Source organism: Chryseobacterium sp. MYb264 (assembly GCF_035974275.1).
Lineage (GTDB): Bacteria > Bacteroidota > Bacteroidia > Flavobacteriales > Weeksellaceae > Chryseobacterium.
The window spans coordinates 2,166,434-2,187,863 of the sequence record NZ_CP142422.1 but is presented as its reverse complement, the minus strand read 5'-3'; the positions used below and the strand labels follow the sequence as shown (position 1 = coordinate 2,187,863).

Here is a 21,430-nt window from a genome sequence, read left to right as displayed (position 1 = left end):
TCATATAAATAGTATGTCAGATCAATCATCACCTCATGACGGCAAACACTTTGTCGTGCAAAAAGGTAAGGCTCAGTGCGATAAAGGTGATCAGTTTCCTCAGTATAAAGTAACTGTTCACGAGCATCATTACTGGAATGATGCTGAAGGCAGTGCAGATTATCTTGCCGTTACAGAAGACGATTTACAGTTCAATCCTCAAGGTCCGAGTTTCGGAAAATGTTTACTGAAACCTACTCCGGGCGGTTATTTGCCGTGTGCTTATGCTCCTGCGGGAAAATGGCAGAAAACCTATGATAAAGTGAAGGTAATGGGTAAAAAGATCGTTACCGAAGTTTCTGAACTGCAATGTACAACAGGCGGTAAAATTACCATAAAAGACCACGGCCAACGTGGAGAAATGAGCAAGAAGAATGTAAAAAATGCAGACAGTAAAACGGTGCAGAACATTAATCCGCTTGTAAAAATGGATGATTTTAAGGAAACTGTTTTAGAAAGTGAAATAGATGCTTATTAACCTTAAAAACACTTTCTGATATGTCTAAAAAAGGAGTTTCAAAAATTTCAGGAAATTCTTCTCCCAAAGTAGGAGAGAAAACTTTGTACAACATAGATTCCTGGTATCCCGCAACGCCTGAGGAGAAAAAAAATCCTGCGATGGTCACCTGGGAACTGTTCAAAAAACGTTCAGATGGTAAATTTACCTCAACCAATATTAAAAAAGTAGGCGACAGCAGTTTTACTTTTGGTGAAGTTGCCCACAAAAATACCTATCGTCTGGAAGCTTATCTTCATGAGCCTGAAGGAAGCGGCCCAACGACTATTGATATTAATCCTCAGCCGGCTGCTGTTCCAAAGATCAATAAAGTGGAACTGCATTATGTAAATGATTCTAAAGGAACGGTTTTCAGCTATACCGAAAAACTGGTGGCTAAAGCACAGTGCGTGAATCTTGCCGGAGAAAAATTGTTATTTACCCTTTGGGAAGATGATGCAGCAGGAAACGGACACAATTCCAACAACTTATTTGTCGATAGCAAGCAGATAACCGTGGAAAGAAATGGAGTTGCCACGGCAGAATTTGTTTTAACGAAAGCTTTAATGCAAAAAGCCGCACAAGGTGAAATTAATCCTAAGGAACTGCAGTTTTATGTGACGGTAGAATATTATCAGAATAGAAAACATGCGACAAAACATGTTGATGTTCAAAATCCTGATTTTAAAGCGCCTTCAGCTCCAACACCAACGCCTTCAACTCCTGAAAATAAAACGCCAAAAGCACCAGATTCTCCGGCAGCTCAGAAACCTGAATCTAAAAAAGACGAGAAAGGAATTGTAGATAAAGCCACCGAATCTGTTAAAAATAAACTGGGTGAACTTTGGGATTGGTTTGAATCTTCCGGAACTGTAAAACCCGAACAGCAGCCAGCGGTACAAAAACCGGAAGGTAAAAGTACGAGTGTTGTAAATGAAGAGAAAATAGAAGGCTTACTGGATGCTTATTTTGCGAAAGAGGAGTTTAAAATAGAAACTTCAGAAACAGACGGCCAGCATACCTACAGTTTTGCGGGCAATAACAACAATATTGATAAAGATAAAATTGCGGGAATTATCAAGCCAAAAGTGGATGCTCTCGTTAAAAAAGATAAAAAATACGCCAAGCTTGATGATATTAAAAATGCGTTAACCAAAACTTCGTATGCCAAAGGAGAAACGATCTCGTTTGCGTTGTATAAGTTGGGTCCTGAAATGGTGAAAATCAATAATGCGCCTTTAGAAGAAGAGGTGTTTATCGTCGCCAGAACGTATTTATTAGATGGCAAGGAAGTAAATATCAAAATCAAGGAAAAAGAACCAATTTTAGTAGCTCAGGATGGGGATTTGCCTGTTTTGGAAGCAAAAGATAACGGCAATGAAATCACGGTTCTTAAAGCGGTTGTTCAGAATAATATGGCGAAAGTGAAAGTAAAACTTCGTCCGAAATCTGATGATACATTGAAAGAATGGAAAGAAAAACTAAAAGGGGTAAAAGACGGAACGCATAGTTATACTTTTGGCGGAAACGGAAATAATACAGCCACTCCTGAACAGAAGAAAAAAATTGCCGGAATTATCATCGGAAAAATAAAAGCAGAACTTGCTGCTCAGAAAAAATTTGCCAAAACAGAAACCATTGAAGCCGCTCTTACGCAGCAGGTTTATAATAAAGATGAGAAGGTAACTTTTGATGTTTATAAAAGCGTTACCGAATATCTTTGGCTAAAAGCAGAAGCTCAGGGAAATATCAAAAAACATGAAGGAGAATTCCTGAAACAGGATGGTGCTTACTTTGAAATTGGTAAAAAATGTCCTCGATGTGCCGAAAAAATTACCCTTGAACAGATAGAAGAGCTGTTTGGAGTATTGCCTAATCATAAGGCTTTCCGACAGGAAATTGTAGATAATCTCAACAAATATATTTTTGAATCAGGAAAAGATATTCACATCAACACCTGCCTCCGAAAAGCACATTTCTTTGCTCAGGTTGGCGCTGAAACTTCGGGTATCAATCCTGATTGGATGGTAGAATCTGATGCTATTCCTTACGGTGCTTCCAATATTACCGAAAGTTTATTTGGTGAAAGAGCCAAAAAGCTCCGAGATATGGGTAAAACCACAGAATACGCTTCAGAAAGACCTCAGAAAAAGTTATTAAGCTTCCTTTATGCAAAAGAAAATGGTTTCGGAAATGGAAATGGAGATGAGGCGAGTGGTGATGGATATACCTTCCGTGGAAGAGGTTTGAAACAGCTTACCGGAAGAGGAAATTATAAAGAAGCAGCAGGCTATCTGAAAGAAATTTTCCCTGATGAATATGTAGATCTGGAGGCGGATCCCGATAAAGTGAAAGAAGCGAAATACGCCGTTCTTTCGGCTATTGCATATTGGGAAAAAGGCGAAATCTGGAAAACAGCAGATACCATTAAAGTTTCTTCTGATGACAATGTGAAGAAAATAAGAAGATTGGTAAACGGAGGAACAGCAGGTTGGAAAGATGCTAAAAGATTCTTCGAGAAAGGTTTAACAGTGTTTAAAGTTAATGAATGTCAACCTGTAGAATCGGGTGCCGGAAATTGGCATGATCCTGTAGACAATCCTCGAAGACCGAAATACAACTCATCAGGAAATATCAAGCCGGTGAGTGGTGCGTATGGTGACGTGAGAAACGGATATACTAAATATCACTCAGGATTGGATCTTTTCGGTTTGCCATTTATCACAGATGAAACCGAAGGAACTCCTGTTTATGCCTGTTTGGATGGACAAGTGGTAGAGTCTACTCCAGGAAATACAGCGGGACAGACGATTCGTATCAAGATTGATAATGTAAATGAATTGTTGGAACAGGAAAAATTAATTAATTATCAGTTAGAATTTGCAAGAGGTGAAGAAATGGGAATCGATATCAAAGATACAGACGATGTTTATTTCATCTATATGCACCTTAGCAAGAGGTTGGTAGAAAATGGTCCGGTAACTGCGGGAACATTGATCGGATATTCCGGGGTTTCGGGAAGCATTGCCAATAATATTCCGAGCCCGCATCTCCATTTGGAAATTGCAACCGTTCAGAATGCCTTTAACACAGGAAAAACAAAACGTACGAACCCTGCGAGGTTTATCAGATTAAATTCTTACGATACACCGGATCAGGATGAAGCTGTGACTTATAAATACAATCAAAATGGAACAAAAACAAGCTGGAATCCTCCAAAAGAGGATCAGAGAAATCTGTAAAGTCTTTACAATACTATCTTTTCTGATATTTTTTTCTTGCCAAAGTCAGGAAAAGAAATTCATTGGAGGAAAGTTTGATATCGCTTCTTATTCGGATAAAAGCTATTCTTCTAACGGATTTAAAATAATTGAATCTAAAGAGTTAAAGAATTTTTTTCATGAAAAAACGGATGTTTTTATTGAGAAAGGTTGGCAAAGCCCAGAGAATGTAAATATTTCGATTGTTGAATTTGTTGCCGGAAATGGGAAGTCGTTTAATCAGTTAGACAAAAATAAGAACAGGTATTTATTCATTTCTCTTGATGGAATTTTAAAGGATACGCTAAAAATTCCAAAAGGCATGGATTATGCAGTTTGTCAGCTTTCGAAAGATAAAAAAGAATCAGGAATTGCGGTCGGAAAATATATCGTCAACGGTGGTAACGAATATTTTGAAATTCATCAATTATACGGATTGAAAAATAACGGAAATATATCGCAATTAGCAAAAAATACCACTATTTTTGACTGTCCGGCTCCAGCGGATTATATCAAAGAGGAAGAACCCGATTCTTACCATTTTGGAATGATTGGCGGTAAAAAACTCACCAGATATTGGTATGAAAATACTGAAAAATAAAGGATGTATGAAGAATTTTAAACTTAAATCTTTTGGTAGTTTGTTTCTCTTACTGGCTTTTTTAAGCTGTAAAGAAAATAAAGTACAAGTAAATAAAAACGAATCTACTCACGTTACTACGCTTTCTGCTTCAGCAAGCAGTTTGCCACCTGTAGAAAAAGAAAAGATTTCTGTCAAATCTGAAGATAAAAAACCAGAAGTTAATTTAGCTGATCTTAAGGGAAACTGGGCGGTAAACTGTGAAAACGAGCTGACTGAATTGTCATTTGAAAATAATGAAGGCTATCTCTCTTTATATTCTGATAATGCGGTTTATATTAATGTTACGGTTAAAAAATCGGAGGACAATTCTGGTTTTATGCTTTATTTTAAAAATACTTCTTCGCAGAAAAAATTCTATTCTGATAAACCAACCGTAAATGACAGCGAAGTTTCTAAAGATAAGGAAATTGGAAAATTGTCTTTAAAAAATGGCGCTCTTGTGATCGATTGGTACGGTTTATACAATCTGAAAACCGGAAAGCATGATTTTAAAAATGAATTTGTCATGATCAAAGAAAATGGTGGAAAATCACCTGTCATTTTGCATAAATGTTCATGATTTTATTTAAAAACTTGTTTAAACTTCTTTTTCGGTTAATAAAAAAAATTAATATAAAATTAATTTAAACTAAATACTACGAGCTGTACGAGAAGTGCAGCTTTTTTTATTTTAAATATGAATTGTAAGTTCAATGAAGCGTTCGTGATTTTTTGAAATATTTAAGATTTGGTACTAAAATTGCTAATGAGATGTTAACAAATGTTAAATTATTATGATTGGAAAAAACTTTATTAGCTTAAGCGTTTTAGGAATGTTGTGCCTGTATTCTTGTAAACAAACAGAAACAGTGGCTGCAGCTACAAATTCTGAAAATGCAGTTCCAAAAAAAGACAGTTCTCAGGTAGCTGTTGCTCCTCCAAAAGTCGACACAATAAGTCAGGCAAGCCCTGCTGTTATTGATTCTCTTGATGCAAAAGAAATTCAGGCATTAGAAGGAAAGTATAATGCAAAAACCTGCGAAAACGGTAGATTTTCCATTGAATTAACTGATAAAGATGGTAAAAAAGTGGGCTATAAAATCTACGACAGTAAAAAAGTAATTGCTTCCGGAAGAGCCGAAATTTCTAAGTCTGAAAAGAAAAACGAGTTCGATATTTCGTTGGGCGCGATGGGAGGTCTTTTGAAAGGCGATACATTGGTGATTCAGAATTACGGAAATTCTATGAACGAGTTTGATCACTTTGGGCAATGTGCCGATAAGTACTTAAATTTCATCAAATAACATTTTACATAAACTTTCAAATTCTAAACAGTGTGTATTTTTTGCATGCTGTTTTTTTGTTTAAATAAAATTTAATTTTCCCGTTTTGTAAAATATTATGCAGAACATGGATTTTGATAAATAAAATTTTTAAACTAATTTGGTTAATACCAAAATACAAACCCTATGATTATTCATTTTATTCTTTCGGGGGAAACTCTTGAAAGTTTATCTGAAGAAATACATCTCGAAAATCCGAAATATCTTAAAGAATATCACAATCAACGGTGTTCTGCGAATGATTATATTCATGAAAATCTTGTTTCAGGGAAGCGGCTTTTTATGCCAAATATGGATGAGGTCAGAAAATATAATTTGCTCAATGATGCCCCTTTTAAAAGTCCGGAACTAAACCCGATCATCAATTTTGAACCCAAAGATTTCAGCCGGATTTACTTTGTGAGAATAACGGAAGGAAAGGAAAAAGATGGGGAAACCAAAGATAATACGCTTACTTATACCGCTTCTTTAAAATGGGTTGAAACTCATGAAAGCGAACACGTATTTTATCTTTATAAAAATAATTTTACAGACGGGCAGTCAAGTAAATTGGCTGACTTGGCAGTGGAAAGCATTCGATCATTAAATCCTTTGATTATTACAACGAATACAAAAGGAGAGATGATAAAAGTGAGCCTGAAACCCGAAACCATTAATAATTTTAATAAAATAAAAGAACGTTTGCTCGATCTTTTCCCCGATCAATATGCAGAATTGTATATTAAAGAGTATGAAATGGCGGTTCTCAACCAGGAATTATTTAATGAGCGGATGAAAGACGATCCATTTATTAAAAATTATTTTGCCTCTCTCAGGAATTCATTTATCAACGGGAAATCTTTTTTTGAGCAGAAAATCGAAGACCATACCGTACCTATTCAGCAAAAAGTAGAAGATATAAATTATACGTCAGAAATGGTTCTTTTGCAGAATAGTTTTCCAAATTCAGAAATTATTTTTTCGGGAAAATATTCATTGTATACTCAGACAGGAATTGTGAAAAAAGCAGATGTACAGTATGATATATCTCTTTACGGTGTTAAATATTATACATTTTTCTCTTTTGATGAACTTTCGTAAACTGCTTTTGATATTAAGTTTATATTAATTTTTTAAATCTAGCATCGTAGAATTACGACATCAAATCGTAGTTTTACTACAAAATTTTAAAAATGTTTTGATTTATTTCCTGAAAGATTTTAACCGTTTTATATTTGTATCACAATCACCGAATCACAAAATAGTATTAACGATTAAAATTTACAAAAATGGCAGCAAATTCGAGAGGAATTTTAAAATTCAACGGGGGCGAGGGTCAGAAATTATTGAAACTGAACTACAGCGTTTCCAGATCTACAGACGTATCAGGACGTGTGGCATCAGACCCTTCCAATGCAATCATCAAACTTACAGTGGAAGCTACTGAAAAATCAGACATCCTTGAAAGTTTACTAAACGGAAAATATAAGCCAACACAAGGCGAAATCACATTCAACAAATCTCATGAAGAAGGAACGTTGATTACTCTGAACTGGGAAAATGGATATGTGATTCAGCATGAAGTTGATTTCGATGCTGTTGACGAAAACAGTATGTTGATCAGCTTCGTTATCAGTGCAGAAAAAATCAATTATGGTAATTCTGCTTATGAAGGGTTATGGCCATCATCTTAAAATTTATACTGATATCAAGATTTATAAGAGAAAGACTGTCCCAAAAGACGGTCTTTTTTGCCTGAGACTGTTGGGCCTCACAAAATTAAAAAGAATGTATTCATTGCATATTAATCTGATAAGTAATGATTTAACTTAAATTAATTGTTTGGGATTTTTTTTTTATCTTTAACCTCACCACAATCACAATATTATGTTAACGACACCTGAAAACAGACAGGGAACAAGCTTTCGTCCTACTCAGAACGCAGATGGCGTATCAGATCATCATCATACCGGAATCAATCGTCTCGTCAAGCTGTCTTTGGTTATCGAGGGGCAGGTCATCAGGTACTACAAGCATTTTAAGCTTACGCAAAGTACAAAACGTCATCATCAGTTCAGCCTCATACTGGCTCATGATGCTCTGGGCGACCGGCAGAGCCATACACTGGATGAAGCCAATAAATTTCTAGGCAAAAGACTCACTGCCGTTATTTCTTATAAAGATATCGAGAACAGCCCCGAAAGGACATTCGTTGGAGTAATCACAGGTGTGGGGTTCAGTCAGGAAAAAATGAGCCTTGGAAATATTGTTCTTTCCGGCTACAGTCCGACTATTTTGCTCGACGGAGCTCCCCATATCCAGAGTTTTGGTGGTGGACAACCCGTAAATATGGGAATTATTGCGGACGATATCATTAAACAAGGTCTTGACACAAGCCGGTTTGATGTCAGGATTGATACTAATGATTATTCTCAGATCATCTACAGCAGTCAATATAACGAAAGCCACTATAATTATCTGGGGAGAATGGCCGAAGCCTATGGCGAACAGTTTTATTATGATGGTGAGGTGCTTCACTTCGGCAAACTTCCTGTTCAGAATAAGCCCATAAAACTAATCTACGGAAGCAATGCACATGACATCCATGTGGAATTGAAAGCTGTTCATACAAAACCTCAGTTTTATGGATATAACAGCAGCAAAAACGAAAAACTCAGCGCTTCCGAAACTCCGGTACAGCATGTTGGAGATTTGGCTAAAGCAGCATATTCACATAATGATAAAATTTATAAAACTCCTGCGCTTCAGATCGCTCCGATAAAGGCATCTACCCATCTCGATGTGGAATATTCCCAAAAAAGTGCTTCAGGAAGCGAAGCAATGAATGTTTTTTCAATCTCAGGGAATACAACGGTTCCGTTTTTGCACCCAGGCTGTGTTGCAGATGTTCAGATGAGAAAACTAGACAGTAATGAGTCTTCGTATTTTACCAAGATCATGATCACGGAAACCACCCATGAAATAGATACCATAGGACATTATTCTGGAAGTTTTGAAGGCATTGCCTCAGACACCGGATTTTTACCTAAACCTGAATTTTCCTTACCCAAAGCTGAGCCTCAAATCGCCACAGTGATTTCAAATACCGATCCGGAAGGACAGGGAAGAGTTCAGGTGAGATTCGACTGGCAAACCAATGATACAACCCATTTTATCCGAATGATGAGTCCTGATGCAGGAGGAACGGATCAGATTACTCAAAACAGAGGATACGTTGCCATTCCGGAAGTCGGAGATCAGGTGATGGTGAATTTTGTGCACAGCCATCCCGACAGACCTTTTGTCATGGGCGGAATGTTTCACGGAGGAATTGGTTTGGGCGGCGGCGCGGGCAATCGTGTGAAGTCTATTCAGACAAGAAGCGGTCACCGTGTTATTTTTACGGAAGATGAAAGTATTATTATTACCGATAAATCCGGCAATGAAATCCATCTTGATACTACCGGAAGCAATATTAATATTACGGCGCCGGAAACGATTAATATAAAATGTAAAAATTTTAATATTGATGTCAGTGAAAATATGGCGACAACAGTAGGTGTCAACAAATCTAATACAATTGGTATGAATAATACTGAAAGTGTTGGAGCCATGAAAATTACCTCGGTTATAGGAAATGCCAGTACCTATATTACAGGAAAAATGACGGAAATTATTGAAGGTGATGTGGAAAGTGAAGTAAAGAAAGGAAAAACTGTGGTAAATGCAGATCAAGGCATAGAGACGGTTTCCAATGCTTCAATTACCAAGCATGCACAAAATGAAGTGCAGAATAATAGCGGACAAAAAAGTAAAAACTATTAATTGTTTAGGGATGAGCAGAACAAGAATAGTAAGAGGCAAAATTTTAGAAACTGTACAGCAGGATTATAATATCTATTCTGAAAGTGATATTGTATATAGCTCTGCAGAAGTGGTTTCGGAAAAAGGAGCATCGAAAGGTGTGAGTTATGGTACACCATCTAAGCCTTCTGCAGGAGATATTAAAGCGAAATGTTTAGTTCAGTTCAGACCTCATGACAAATACATGAACACGCCAGATTTTGGTTTTGATTGGCTTCGTCAAGGAGATTCCGGGCAAAAGGGTGACGAATGGTTTGGATCTATTATGGGAAGATATTTTGAGGAAAGTACTTTTGTTACACCTTTTCAGAATACCAATGGTTGGTCAAAAGATAATATCAATAATCCGGATGGATACTTCAAAAAAGAATTAGGGATGTATGATAAAAAACTGAAAAGTTATAAAAGCTTTTCAGTGGTTTGGAAAAAAGTAAATAAAAAGCCGTACTTATACCCAATTCCTACTTTAACTTTATTTAAAGGTAAATCTGCATTACTTACGCTGAAGGTTGAAATTCAGGAAAAACCAAAGAAATTAACATTTGAATTTAAAGAAAAAGATGCTGAAAAATACCTTAGTTTAAATGTAAAGGAAATAGGAGACGTAAAAAAAGGAAAGTATGATAAATACAATTATCTGAAAATTACATGTAAAGAATCTTTTTCAAAAGAACAGATTCTCTATGTAAAAGCTGATGATGAGATCTGTGGCGCATTAAGAATTCACCCTAATGATTCCAGCGTTGTCAAAAAAATAGATGTTGTTATTGTTAAAGTAAAAACAGATGCAAATGCTACTCCTGTTATTGGGAAACCTGCAGCAGGAGGCAAAACTTTTTTTTCTCAATGCATGTCTCAGGCTTTGGTTTCTGTTTCTATGACGGAAGAAATTTTAGACTGTACAGGAAATTTTTTCTTTAATAAATTTAAAAGTAATTTTTGTACGGATGTGAGAGGCGTTTTTACTGTAACTAAAAGTAATGGACTGCGTGAATATTTAGAAGATAAAGTAAAAAGCCAATTCGGAAATAAATATGACAACCATTACAGGCTTTATTTTATCGGAGAAAGTGGCAATTGGAACGGCTTTGCCTATGGTAATTCTAAATTTGGTGTGTATTTTAAAACACATAATAAGGCAACCATTGCTCATGAGACGATGCACGCGATGAATCTCCCTCATACTTTTGCAAGCATATCACAGGGAACAATGCCTGCAAAATTTACCTATCAGGCAAAAAAAACAAATAATATTATGGATTATAGCCATTTGGCAGGTATCGAGCGGTTTTGTTCATATTATTGGCACTGGAAAATTTTAAATACTAAGATTAATTAAGCATTATGAGATATTTGTTTGTAATATTATTTTCAATATTTCTTTCCTGTGACGGCCAAAGTCCGGGAAAAAAAAGCAATCATGAAAAATCAGATATGAGAGAAAAAATTGATAAAGAACTTGCTGTAAAATTTGAAAAAGACTCAGACTTTTTATTTAAATTATCCAATGGAAATGAAATTTATATGATGGAAAATCCAAAAGGAAATTCTGTTGGTTTACAATATGAAAGAGAGCCTGCTCCGTCATTTTTTACGGTTTATAAAGAATTTTATCCCGATGGTTTTATTAAAAAGAAAGAAACTCATTTTGGACAGTATACTAAAGTAGGGATTTCAGAATATTACGATGAAAAAGGAAATCTGACTAAGAAAAATGAAGATGAAAAATTTGGAAAAGTTAAGCCATCAGATGTTTTGAAGGTTTTAGATAAAAAAAAGCTTATCAATATTTCTACGGGTGCAGGAAGGCTAAGTGAAAATGGAACTGATGCTTTTACTGTAAATTTTGATGAAAATAAGCATGAGTATATTGTAACAATGCAAGAAGGTAAACCTAATAAAAATCCTGAATTCGGGATTGGAGAACCGCCAGCCTTTGTTCCGGTAACCTATGTTATTAATGGAGAAACGGGTGAAGTAAAAGAATTGTAAAGTAGAAAGAGAGAATTATTAATGGTAATTAGATGTAAAAATATCATTTATCTGCTTCTCATGCCTGGAGTGATTGTAATTTCATGTCAGTCAAAAGCGTATACCACAGAAACGAATATTCCCATTGTTCATTTTGACACGATCCGTAAATTTCCTAATAATACAACCGCTTTTGAAAAAATCAACAACCAAGTGGTTTTTTATACCCCTTCAGGGAATGAAATATTTACTGTAGACCTGAAATCAACCCAATATGAGTTCTATGTTCCGGAGGTAGAGATGGCTCATTATTTGGTGAAAGTGAATGACTTCATCTACTTTTTACCGCAAAAAGTGACTGAACATTATGTTTTTTCTAAAAATAGCACTCATACAGTAAAGGCAGATGTTACGAAAGTTTTTACAACGAATAATCTAGGGTTGATAACCTCTATAACATATGAACTTCCTGAAGATGATGGGGTGAGAAAGCATACGACCTTGTTTACGTACAACCTATTTGCCCAGCTTCTGAAAATTACAGATAACGGGAAAATACTGTTGGAAAATAAATATGATGATCAGGGCAATGTCGTACGAAGCAAGACCAAAGACAGACAGAGCGACTACCAGTACGATTCTTCGGGAAAGATAATAAAAAAACGTGAAGAGACCGATGGAATTCAAAAGATCTTTACTTACACCTATAACGCAGCCGGCTGGTTAGAAAAGAAATATACCGAAGATCAGAATGAGGTTGAAGAATTCAGATATCAGACCAAAGGAAATATCAGGGAAATAGTCAGATATTCTGCAGTAACAGACAAATCTGATGCACAAAAGCTGATGAGTCATTTTACAAAAAAGACTTATATCTATAGCAATAATCTTATTTCAGAAGAAAAAGAATATGAATATAATATAATGAATGCTTCCGTTTTGATTAATAAAAAATGGAATCCCCTTACCATTGACGAACAAAGAAAATTGGCGTGGAAAACATTTAATGACCAGTCTGGATGGCCAATATCCGCCTCTGAAAGTAAGTATAAATATCAACCGGCACAGGTGGACATAATCAAAACTCAATATAGTTTTGCCAACCGGGGTAAAAATGACACCACAGAACAAGGTAAAGAAGTAACGGATATCAATCATACACTATTTACACTTGATTCATCGGGAAGAGCCATTAAAGAGACTGTCAGTAGAAATAAGACCATAGAGACGAAGGATTTTTCCTACTAGGAGCGTATGCTTTACGGTTCATTATAACAACACTAAACATGGATAATGGGTAACCCTCCAAGACTGAATATCTGATAAAACCTCTGAAAACCGAATAGGACATCTTTAATAGATGTTTACAGTATGAATGAGGAAGCGGGATAGATAAAAGATGATTATATAAAAATAAACAAAGAATTATTATTTTTAAATTATAAAAAAGTATAAAAACGCAGAAATTTTATTGCTGAAAAAAACTAGCCTGTTTTTTGCTGTACAATAAAAAACAAATCATCAAAAACACTTTATTAATAAAAGAAAAATATAAATGGGAGTACTGGTAACCAACGAAACGGTAAAACAATTATTTCATATCGCACAGTCGATTGCAAGGGAAAATTACAATGCTACTTATGGGGGGCCTCATATTTTACGGGCGCTCATGCATAAAGATATCGGACTTAATGAGTTCTTAAAAAGTATCGATAAAGATCCCGGATATTTTTATGAATGGGCAGACGTGCGAATTGAGGATTACCCGAAAACAACGCACCTTCCGGATGAAGTAGGCGAAGATGAAGTGGTAGATACACTTATGGAAGAAGCGGATGATATTCGTTTAAAATTAGGTTTAGACGAAATTACTCCTATTTGTGTTTTAACGGCCATTGTAAAACCGCAGGTGGCTTTTTCTTTACAACAACTTAAATCTTTACCTCTTAGAGAGCATGAGATTTTCAATTTATATAGAAAAGATACTCCGTACGAAATTTCGGATAACGGAGAATTTTCTTCAATTTTTTCAAACGGCTCAGAGTATTCTGATAATTCTTTTCCTTCCATTAAAAATTATTGTGTAGACAGAACGGCTCAGGCAAGAAAAGGTGATCTGGAAAACATTATCGGAAGAGATAAAGAATTAAGAATGCTGGTAGAAATTCTTTGCCGAAGAAGTAAACCGAACGTAATTATTATCGGAGAACCTGGGGTTGGAAAAACGGCTTTGGTGGAAGGTTTTGCCATCGAAATTACCAAAGGAAATGTTCCTGAAATGTTAAAAAATGGAACATTGTTGGAATTGGACACGGGAGCCTTACTAGCCGGAACTTCTTATAAAGGCGAAATTGAAGACCGTCTTAAAAAAGTAATCAATGAATGTAAAAAGATTGAAAAAGCAATTCTTTTCATTGATGAAATTCACACACTTTTAGATCCAAAAGGAAGCATCGGAAATGTTGCGAATTTGCTTAAACCTGAATTGGCACGTGGTGAAATCACGGTAATCGGAGCGACCACTCAGGAAGAATACCGAAAAATTATCGAGCCGGAACAAGCTTTCAACCGTCGTTTTGAAGTTTTAACAGTCAACGAACCGGATGAAAAAACGTGTGTGAAAATGATCGACGTTTTATTAGACGGTTACAAAAAACATCACGGAATTGAGGTTGAAAAAGCAGCACTTCCGGAATGTGTCCGTTTAGCCAAAAGATATGCGAAAGGTAAAAAATTACCGGATGCAGCTATTGATTTGTTAGACAGAACGATGGCAGCCATCAAAATGTTGGATGAGCTTTCAGAAAAAGAACTGGAAAGCTGGAAAGTAACTTACGAAGCGTTGCAGACTGAAGAATATTTAGATGAAAAAGATAAAGCAGACGAGCTGATCTGGAATTATAATTTATTGAGAGATAAAATCAGTCCGATTTTGTGGGGTTCTTTGAGTGAGCAGCCGCAGATTGACAATTCAATGCCTGTTGATGCGATCCAGAAAATTATTGAAGATACTTACGCAGAACTTTTACAGCATGCAGCGGTAAAGAGAGAAAAGGTTGATCGTTTGGAATTGGCGGCTGTAATGGCGGCAAAAACAAACATTCCGATTGGGAAAATTCAGGCTCAGGAAAAAGAGAAGTTACTGAACATGGAAGGTCTTTTGATGAACAGAGTTGTTGGTCAGGATCATGCCTTAAAAATTCTTTCTGATGCTATTGTTGAAAACCGAAGCGGATTAAACAAACCAGGTCAGCCAATTGGTTCGTTCTTCCTTCTTGGTCCGACAGGAACAGGAAAAACTGAGCTCGCAAAATCGATGGCAGAATTGCTTTTCAACGATGAAAAAGCAATGGTTCGTTTTGATATGTCTGAGTTTAAAGAAGAACATTCAGCGGCACTTTTATATGGTGCGCCTCCGGGATATGTCGGTTATGAGGAAGGTGGTATGTTGGTGAATAAAATCCGTCAACAGCCTTACACTGTGGTTTTATTTGATGAAATTGAAAAAGCTCACCACTCAGTTTTTGATGTCTTTTTACAGATTATGGACGAAGGAAAAGTCCATGATAAGCTTGGAAAAGAAGGAGATTTTAGCAATGCTTTAATTTTATTTACTTCAAATATCGGAAGTGAGGAAATTGTAAAGCAGTTTGAAGAAGGTAAAATTCCGGAATCGAAATCTTTAATGCAAATCATGTCGAATTCAGGACGTTTCAGACCGGAATTTTTGGCAAGAATCACAGAAATTATTCCTTTTGCACCAATCACTGAATCTATTGCGGAGAGAATTTTTAATATTCAATTAAAATCACTTCATAATTCTTTAACGAGATTAGGAATGAGCTTAAAAATCTCCGATGAAGCGGTAAAAAACCTGGCATTAGGGGGATTCAGCAGCAAATATGGAGCGAGACAGATTTCCGGAGTAATACGATCTCAATTGGCAAGACCAATTTCAAAAATGATCGTAAGAGAAGAAGTAAAATCCGGACAGACAATTCATGTAGACTGGAATTCTGAAGAGGAAAAACTGAGCTGGAAAGTAGAGTAAATGCAAAGAAAGCGAATGGGAAAATTTTGATTTGCTCATTCGCTTAAAAAATAAAAACAATGATACCAAATTTCAGAAATATTGTACTAACGCTGGTTCTACTCTCGTGTTCATTTCTTATGAATGCGCAGTTTCTTGCAGCTTCGGATACTTCCGAAAACAGTGTGAAAAAATATCAGAGGATCATTAACGCCAATAAAGAAATTGTAGATTTTATTGAATATTCTCTTGCTCAAAAAGGCTTACCAAGGCATTTGAGAAATCTGGCTTTAATAGAATCTCATTTCAACAGAAATATAACTTCAGGAGCCGGTGCGGTGGGCGTGTGGCAGTTTATGACCTCTCATGCCAATCAGTACGGACTTTCGGAGCAAAACCGAAATGACCTGTATAAAAGTACTAAAACGGCTGTCGTCTCCCTCACGAATCTCTACAGGAAATATAACAACTGGGTGACCGTGGTGGCAGCTTATAATTGTGGAGAAGGAAATATCGCCAAAGCTATGGCTGCAGCAGGGTCTTCTCAATATCATGTTTTTTCTAAATATCTGCCGGCAGAAACAATTAATCATGTGAAGAAATACCTCAATGCATGCTATGCAACCGGAGAATTACCAGCAGTTCTCAGTAATTACAATTCATCGAGAATGAATACTTTATTCTTAGCTGGTCCGGGAGCGAAAACAAGCAATGCAGGTCTTTCAGAAACGGAGATCAATGCAGGATTTAATCTGAGTATTATCGCCGATGAACTGGATGTGGAAGTTGAAAAATTACTTTCCTGGAATCCAGGAATCAATGAAGAACTCCAGAGCAAAGGAGAAAGTACATTGCATCTGCCAACAGACCTGATGCCCGACTTTTTATTAAGGAAAAATAAGATTCTTTCGAGATCGGTCAAAGAAGGAATTAAATAATCTGAATTTGAGAGAATATGCCTTTGCCGGCTAAAAGAAAATGCCGGCAGGGGGTGACGGCGGAGATAGCGTATGTTTTTGGAAATTAATATATTATTTGTTTCGTTAAATCCAAATAATCAACTCAATAAGGCTGAAGAAGAATTCCTATCGCTACAGATCAGATAATAAATATCGGTAGAAACCGTTTTCTGTATGGTCAGTGGGCTTTTCTCTATGACCTCTTGTAATTCGATGTCTATCAGTACGGCTGCAATGATCCCAAATGATGAGGTTGGGAAGGGTTTCTCTAATACGCAGCTGAAGATCCGGAGAGATCCAACCGTCTATCGGAAGTAAAAATAAACTATTGAGAGCTGTAACAGTATCCCATCATAAAGGGATAAACTCACATTTGTTTCCAGCAAATTGTATGATAGGCTCTTCGTTTTGAAAATAAAATATGAAAAATTATAGTAAAATTATTTTAGCCGGTTTTATCGTTTTTGTACTGGCAACCATTTTGGCAACAGGCTGTTATTTTATATTGCACCTTTCTCAGGAATTTCAGTTCGATAATCTAATGAAAATTTTGACCCAGGTCGGACTTCTTAGCGGAACGGTTACCCTGTTAACCTATGTGTTACTTAATATCTCACTGAGGAAAATAAAGGATACCGGATTCAGATCTTTTGTGGTCGTGGCATTGATCTTTTTTTACCTGGCATTTGTTGGCCTCCTGATCTTAAATATGATATTCTATCAGCTGGATAATCCTTATCCTTTTATTAAATATTTAATAGAGATATAGGAGCTAAGTTTCGGGATTAATTTCGGGTTCAGTTTTTTTTTAACTGAGAATATACAATTGCATAACACAGGAAAAAAATGTGCATATCTCCCATGTGCTTTGTTTATTTTAAGCTGAGGCTAGGGGGGTCGGATATTTCCCGAAGTGGTGTTAAATGCTTTGGCGATTTGTGTTTAAGGTGTTGATCGTTAGGTTTTTGTTTTCTTTTCGGATCTGTTGTCGTAGAATTACTACACGAAATCGTAGAACTACTACAAAAAATAAAATTCGCTTTTAAAAGTTTTTCAAATCACATGATCCATCCTATCTTTGTTTCACAATCAAAGGATAAATATTACCAAATCACAAAATATTAACGCTTAAAATTTACAAAAAATGGCAGCAAATTCAAGAGGAATCTTAAAATTCAACGGGGGAGAAGGTCAAAAATTATTGAAGCTAAACTACAGTGTTTCAAGATCTACAGACGTATCAGGGCGTGTAGCATCAGATCCTTCCAATGCAATCATCAAACTTACCGTGGAAGCTACTGAGAAATCAGATATCCTTGAAAGTTTATTAAACGGAAAATACAAGCCTACACAAGGTGAAATTACATTCAACAAATCTCACGAAGAAGGAACTTTGATTACTCTGAACTGGGAAAACGGATATGTGATCCAGCACGAAGTGGACTTCGACGCAGTAGATGAAAACAGTATGTTGATCAGCTTCGTTATCAGTGCAGAAAAAATCAATTATGGTAATTCTGCTTACGAAGGTATCTGGCCGGGTAACTAAAACCTACAATCATCTTAGTAAAAATAAAATTGGTAAACAGAATAGTGCTCTTTTTAGATCACTATTCTGTTTTTTTATTCGCTTATCTTAAATTTAGGTTTAATATCCAAAATAATCATGATTAAAATGCTTAGTTTAGTATCATCTTTTTAATGTTAAAAAGATAACTGGATGTTTAAGAATCATTAATCCCAAAGATTAGAGATCTAATGGATAAAGGTGATGAGCCACTGTATCAAAGATTAACAGATATTGACGCTTCCACTCATCAAGAAATAGACGGAGTAGTAAAAAGTATGAGAACAAGTTTCAAAGATCAGGAGTATTTTGAAAATTATATTTTACTAAACAAAGAAGATATCGAATTTTATGAAGACGGATTAAAGTCTGGAGCCACAGCTAATGATAGAATTCCTGCTGTGAAAAGACAGATTTTTACAACAGGGCTTCATACGGTAATTGCTAAATATTCCGCCGGACATTCTGTTCAGGAAATTCAGAATAATTTTAAGGAAGTCATTAATGCTTTAAAAGAAGGCTGGCAAAGCGAAGGGAAAAATATTCAGTTTGATGATTATATTTTAATGCTGTGGATGCTGTCACTGGCAGTTCTTTTAGATATCGATGATTCAGATTTTAGAAAAATAATTACAGTTTTAGATGAAAGCCGACATAAAGACGGTATTTATGATCTCATTATTTGGTCTAAGTTTTCGGATCGGAATAAGGTTTCAGAACTCACTTATCCTGATGAGTTTGGTTTTTTGAAAACTTTTTACGAAACAAAAAACACAGAAGATCTCAAAAACTATCTGGATAATGTCTGGTACAAAAAAATGAAACCTACCTACTGGTTTGATAATGATAAAAACAAAAATGAGGTCTTCTTCGGATATTGGAGTTTCGAAAGTGCAGCTTTTGTAAAAATAGCAGATGCTGAAGATTCATCTCTGAAAAATCAGAAGTATTATCCTTACGATTGGGTTCACTGGAAATAAAAGTAAACTATGGAAAATTATAAAGAGATCATCAATATTCTGGTAAGAGATTTAGATGATAAAGAAACTATGGTGAAGAAATTGTCAGAAGTTAATGCAGATCCTGCGCTATACGAAGATTTCTTTTTCAGAACGCCCGATGAGCATCAGGATATCACAAGGTTGCTGATGATCGATTTGCTTATTGAAAAAGGTTATGCATTAGAAATCGACTGGAAAGAAAATTATGCTACAGCAAAAGAGGAAATTCAAGAGATAGCAGCTAAGCTCGGTGCGTCAGTGGTTATAGAAAACGATGAAGATCTCTATGATTTGGAGCCGGAATTTTTTTTTGTGAAAGTTAATGCTATATTGGAAGGTAAGGGGTATTCCATTTTTGATATTGATATCAATAGTGATAGCTATGTTACCATTTTGGCTGATTCTGATCTGGCTGATACAATTACTTCTCTGGATTCAGGAATAAAGAAATATTAAATGATGATGGAACAATACCCAAAACAGATTTTACAAGATGTACTCTGGAATTTCAGCGAAGAGAAATTTCCCGTTACTGAAGATTTCAGATTAGCATTAAAAGAATATAACGAAAAAATCAAAGGCAAAACTTTCGATGTGGATTTTGATCAGGCTGTTCTAAATACGGATAAAGTAGTCGTGCAGTATGAATATTGGGACAACGAAATTGAAGACAGCATTGAACCCGATTTTCTTTTAACAGCTGATAATGGCGAATTTTTTACAGTTGCCGAGTTGTTGTTTAAAATTCATAATACAGTACAGGAAAAGCTGAAGGAAGATGATCATCATTTTTTTGAAGGCTTAGATTTATGGATGGGCGATCATCCGAATTATCACAATATTCCGTTATATTTTTTACAGCAGGGAAGTTAGACTTAATCCTTGGAAAAGTTAATAAATGTTATAAAAAATCGCCCAAAGGAGAAATTCAGTATCTTTAGTAGTGAAAACAAAATGTAAACAAACATCTTATGGAAGCGTACAATTTTGAAACAACTATTAAACCCTTCTTTTGGGTGGCCTCAGAAAAAACTTTTTCAGTTTGTCTCAATGCGGGAAGCTATAAACCGGATATCTTCGATTGGAGAAAAGATGATGGCTTCGAAGGAAATGGCTATGATTGGGCCTCTCTTGCGAAAGTTTTTGTCCAGGAAAAGAAACCCGAAATGGCTGATGAAATAAAATTCGATCCCGAAGCAGATATGTTCTGCGCTTATTCCACAAACCCCGAAAAGCTGAAAGAATTTGTGTTGGAATTTAAAAATACCTGCGAAGATGAACTGGCTGTTCAGGATCTGGTTTCCAGAGCCGAATTAGATTAAAAATTATATTTTTAAATACAAAAAGATCTCAATTTGAGGTCTTTTTTTTGTCATTTCGATTAACATCAGATCAATACAATTTTTTTAAATTTACCTTGATAAACCCTGAAGGGGTTACCTATCAGTAGCGTCGGGTGAAACCCGATGAGCAAGTATTTAATGATGTTATAACCCCGCAGGGGGTGAATAGTGTGAAGGAAATTTCAAAGATAAAATGATATAAGTCTCACCAAACCGGTCCACTTATAAAAGACCACAAAGGTTAAACAAAGGAAATCAACAATATCATCTGTGAAAATCTGTACGATCTGTGGGAAATAAAAATATTAGTGCATTCGTGGCAAAAAAAACATCTAAACAATTTCGCCCCAAGTTTTGAAACTGATCCTTAATAAACCTTGAAGGGGTTACCTATCAGTAGCGTCGGGTGAAGCCCGATGAGCAAGTATTTAATGACGTTATAACCCCGCAGGGGGTGAATAATTTAAAGGAAATTTCAAAGATAAAATGGTATAATTTCAGTAGCTAATTCTAATTTTTTTTTAGAAGCTATTTCCAGCTATCCACTCATACTCCTCACGCCAGCGCTTTTCCACGCCTGCCAACTCCAAAATCCCTTCCTCTCCAAAAACTCTCCGACTCCGTTGCGGGGTATCCGTTTCTATCTGGGCTAGGGCTGTGGTCCTCCTTTCAAAACTTGAAATAAATATACAGTTTGTCATTTCGTTGGATTTCAGGCTTATAATATGAGGAAAATATACGCTTAAATTCCTACGAAATGACAAAAAAATGATATTGTAAAACGTTGAAAATAACACCACCTCCTCCAAAGGAGGGGAATTCCCGCACCCCAAAATCGACTTAGGAAATAAATGCGTTAAAAAAATGAATTTTATGAACGCTAAGAAAATTCTAGTGTTTGAAGTGCGTGACAAATATTAAATCGAAGCACAAATTATGAATTCGCACAAGTTTAG

At 35.9% G+C, this 21,430-nt stretch carries 19 protein-coding genes; all 19 read left to right on the top strand.

Annotation, left to right across the window (positions count from 1 at the left end; all coding sequences use genetic code 11):
• Positions 1-13 precede the first annotated feature (13 nt).
• The 19 genes from VUJ46_RS09240 (at position 14) to VUJ46_RS09150 (ending at position 20,453) form a co-directional block, all read left to right on the top strand.
• Positions 14-517, top strand: coding sequence for a DUF4280 domain-containing protein (locus VUJ46_RS09240; protein WP_326984693.1), 504 nt, complete (start codon positions 14-16; stop codon positions 515-517).
• Between the two features lie 20 nt (positions 518-537).
• Entirely contained in the window at positions 538-3,777 is a 3,240-nt protein-coding gene (locus tag VUJ46_RS09235) for a hypothetical protein (protein ID WP_326984692.1), read from the top strand.
• Positions 3,725-4,396 (top strand): hypothetical protein, encoded by a 672-nt coding sequence (locus tag VUJ46_RS09230; RefSeq protein ID WP_326984691.1) that lies wholly within the window; start codon positions 3,725-3,727, stop codon positions 4,394-4,396. Before VUJ46_RS09235 ends, VUJ46_RS09230 begins: the two co-directional genes overlap by 53 nt.
• 7 nt (positions 4,397-4,403) lie before the next feature.
• On the top strand, positions 4,404-4,997 hold the full coding sequence (locus VUJ46_RS09225) for a hypothetical protein (protein ID WP_326984690.1): 594 nt from the start codon (positions 4,404-4,406) through the stop codon (positions 4,995-4,997).
• A gap of 214 nt (positions 4,998-5,211) precedes the next feature.
• Entirely contained in the window at positions 5,212-5,721 is a 510-nt protein-coding gene (locus VUJ46_RS09220; protein ID WP_326984689.1) for a hypothetical protein, read from the top strand.
• Between the two features lie 165 nt (positions 5,722-5,886).
• Positions 5,887-6,840: a hypothetical protein gene (locus tag VUJ46_RS09215; protein WP_326984688.1), complete on the top strand. Its 954-nt coding sequence runs from the start codon at positions 5,887-5,889 to the stop codon at positions 6,838-6,840.
• A gap of 188 nt (positions 6,841-7,028) precedes the next feature.
• The gene (tssD, locus tag VUJ46_RS09210) at positions 7,029-7,433 is read left to right on the top strand and encodes a type VI secretion system tube protein TssD (RefSeq protein ID WP_267405004.1); all 405 of its coding nucleotides are present in this window, start codon (positions 7,029-7,031) and stop codon (positions 7,431-7,433) included.
• A 193-nt stretch (positions 7,434-7,626) separates the two neighbouring features.
• On the top strand, positions 7,627-9,564 hold the full coding sequence (locus VUJ46_RS09205; protein WP_326984687.1) for a type VI secretion system Vgr family protein: 1,938 nt from the start codon (positions 7,627-7,629) through the stop codon (positions 9,562-9,564).
• Between the two features lie 10 nt (positions 9,565-9,574).
• A complete protein-coding gene (locus tag VUJ46_RS09200) occupies positions 9,575-10,942 on the top strand; it encodes a hypothetical protein (RefSeq protein ID WP_326984686.1) in 1,368 nt (455 codons plus the stop codon).
• Positions 10,943-11,037: 95 nt separating this feature from the next.
• Positions 11,038-11,595 (top strand): hypothetical protein, encoded by a 558-nt coding sequence (locus VUJ46_RS09195; RefSeq protein WP_326984685.1) that lies wholly within the window; start codon positions 11,038-11,040, stop codon positions 11,593-11,595.
• A 21-nt stretch (positions 11,596-11,616) separates the two neighbouring features.
• Positions 11,617-12,822, top strand: coding sequence for a hypothetical protein (locus VUJ46_RS09190; protein WP_326984684.1), 1,206 nt, complete (start codon positions 11,617-11,619; stop codon positions 12,820-12,822).
• A 307-nt stretch (positions 12,823-13,129) separates the two neighbouring features.
• Entirely contained in the window at positions 13,130-15,625 is a 2,496-nt protein-coding gene (locus VUJ46_RS09185; protein WP_326984683.1) for an ATP-dependent Clp protease ATP-binding subunit, read from the top strand.
• 59 nt (positions 15,626-15,684) lie between these two features.
• Positions 15,685-16,542, top strand: coding sequence for a lytic transglycosylase domain-containing protein (locus VUJ46_RS09180; RefSeq protein WP_326984682.1), 858 nt, complete (start codon positions 15,685-15,687; stop codon positions 16,540-16,542).
• Positions 16,543-16,984: 442 nt separating this feature from the next.
• Positions 16,985-17,332, top strand: a complete 348-nt coding sequence (locus tag VUJ46_RS09175) for a hypothetical protein (protein WP_326984681.1) — start codon at positions 16,985-16,987, stop codon at positions 17,330-17,332.
• A gap of 375 nt (positions 17,333-17,707) precedes the next feature.
• A complete protein-coding gene (gene tssD / locus VUJ46_RS09170; protein WP_326984680.1) occupies positions 17,708-18,112 on the top strand; it encodes a type VI secretion system tube protein TssD in 405 nt (134 codons plus the stop codon).
• Positions 18,113-18,321: 209 nt separating this feature from the next.
• On the top strand, positions 18,322-19,110 hold the full coding sequence (locus tag VUJ46_RS09165) for a PoNe immunity protein domain-containing protein (protein WP_326984679.1): 789 nt from the start codon (positions 18,322-18,324) through the stop codon (positions 19,108-19,110).
• Positions 19,111-19,119: 9 nt separating this feature from the next.
• On the top strand, positions 19,120-19,587 hold the full coding sequence (locus VUJ46_RS09160) for a DUF6630 family protein (protein WP_326984678.1): 468 nt from the start codon (positions 19,120-19,122) through the stop codon (positions 19,585-19,587).
• 3 nt (positions 19,588-19,590) lie between these two features.
• A complete protein-coding gene (locus tag VUJ46_RS09155) occupies positions 19,591-20,004 on the top strand; it encodes a hypothetical protein (protein WP_326984677.1) in 414 nt (137 codons plus the stop codon).
• Between the two features lie 98 nt (positions 20,005-20,102).
• Complete coding sequence (locus VUJ46_RS09150) at positions 20,103-20,453, top strand: immunity 51 family protein (RefSeq protein ID WP_326984676.1); 351 nt, start codon at positions 20,103-20,105, stop codon at positions 20,451-20,453.
• Positions 20,454-21,430: the final 977 nt, after the last annotated feature.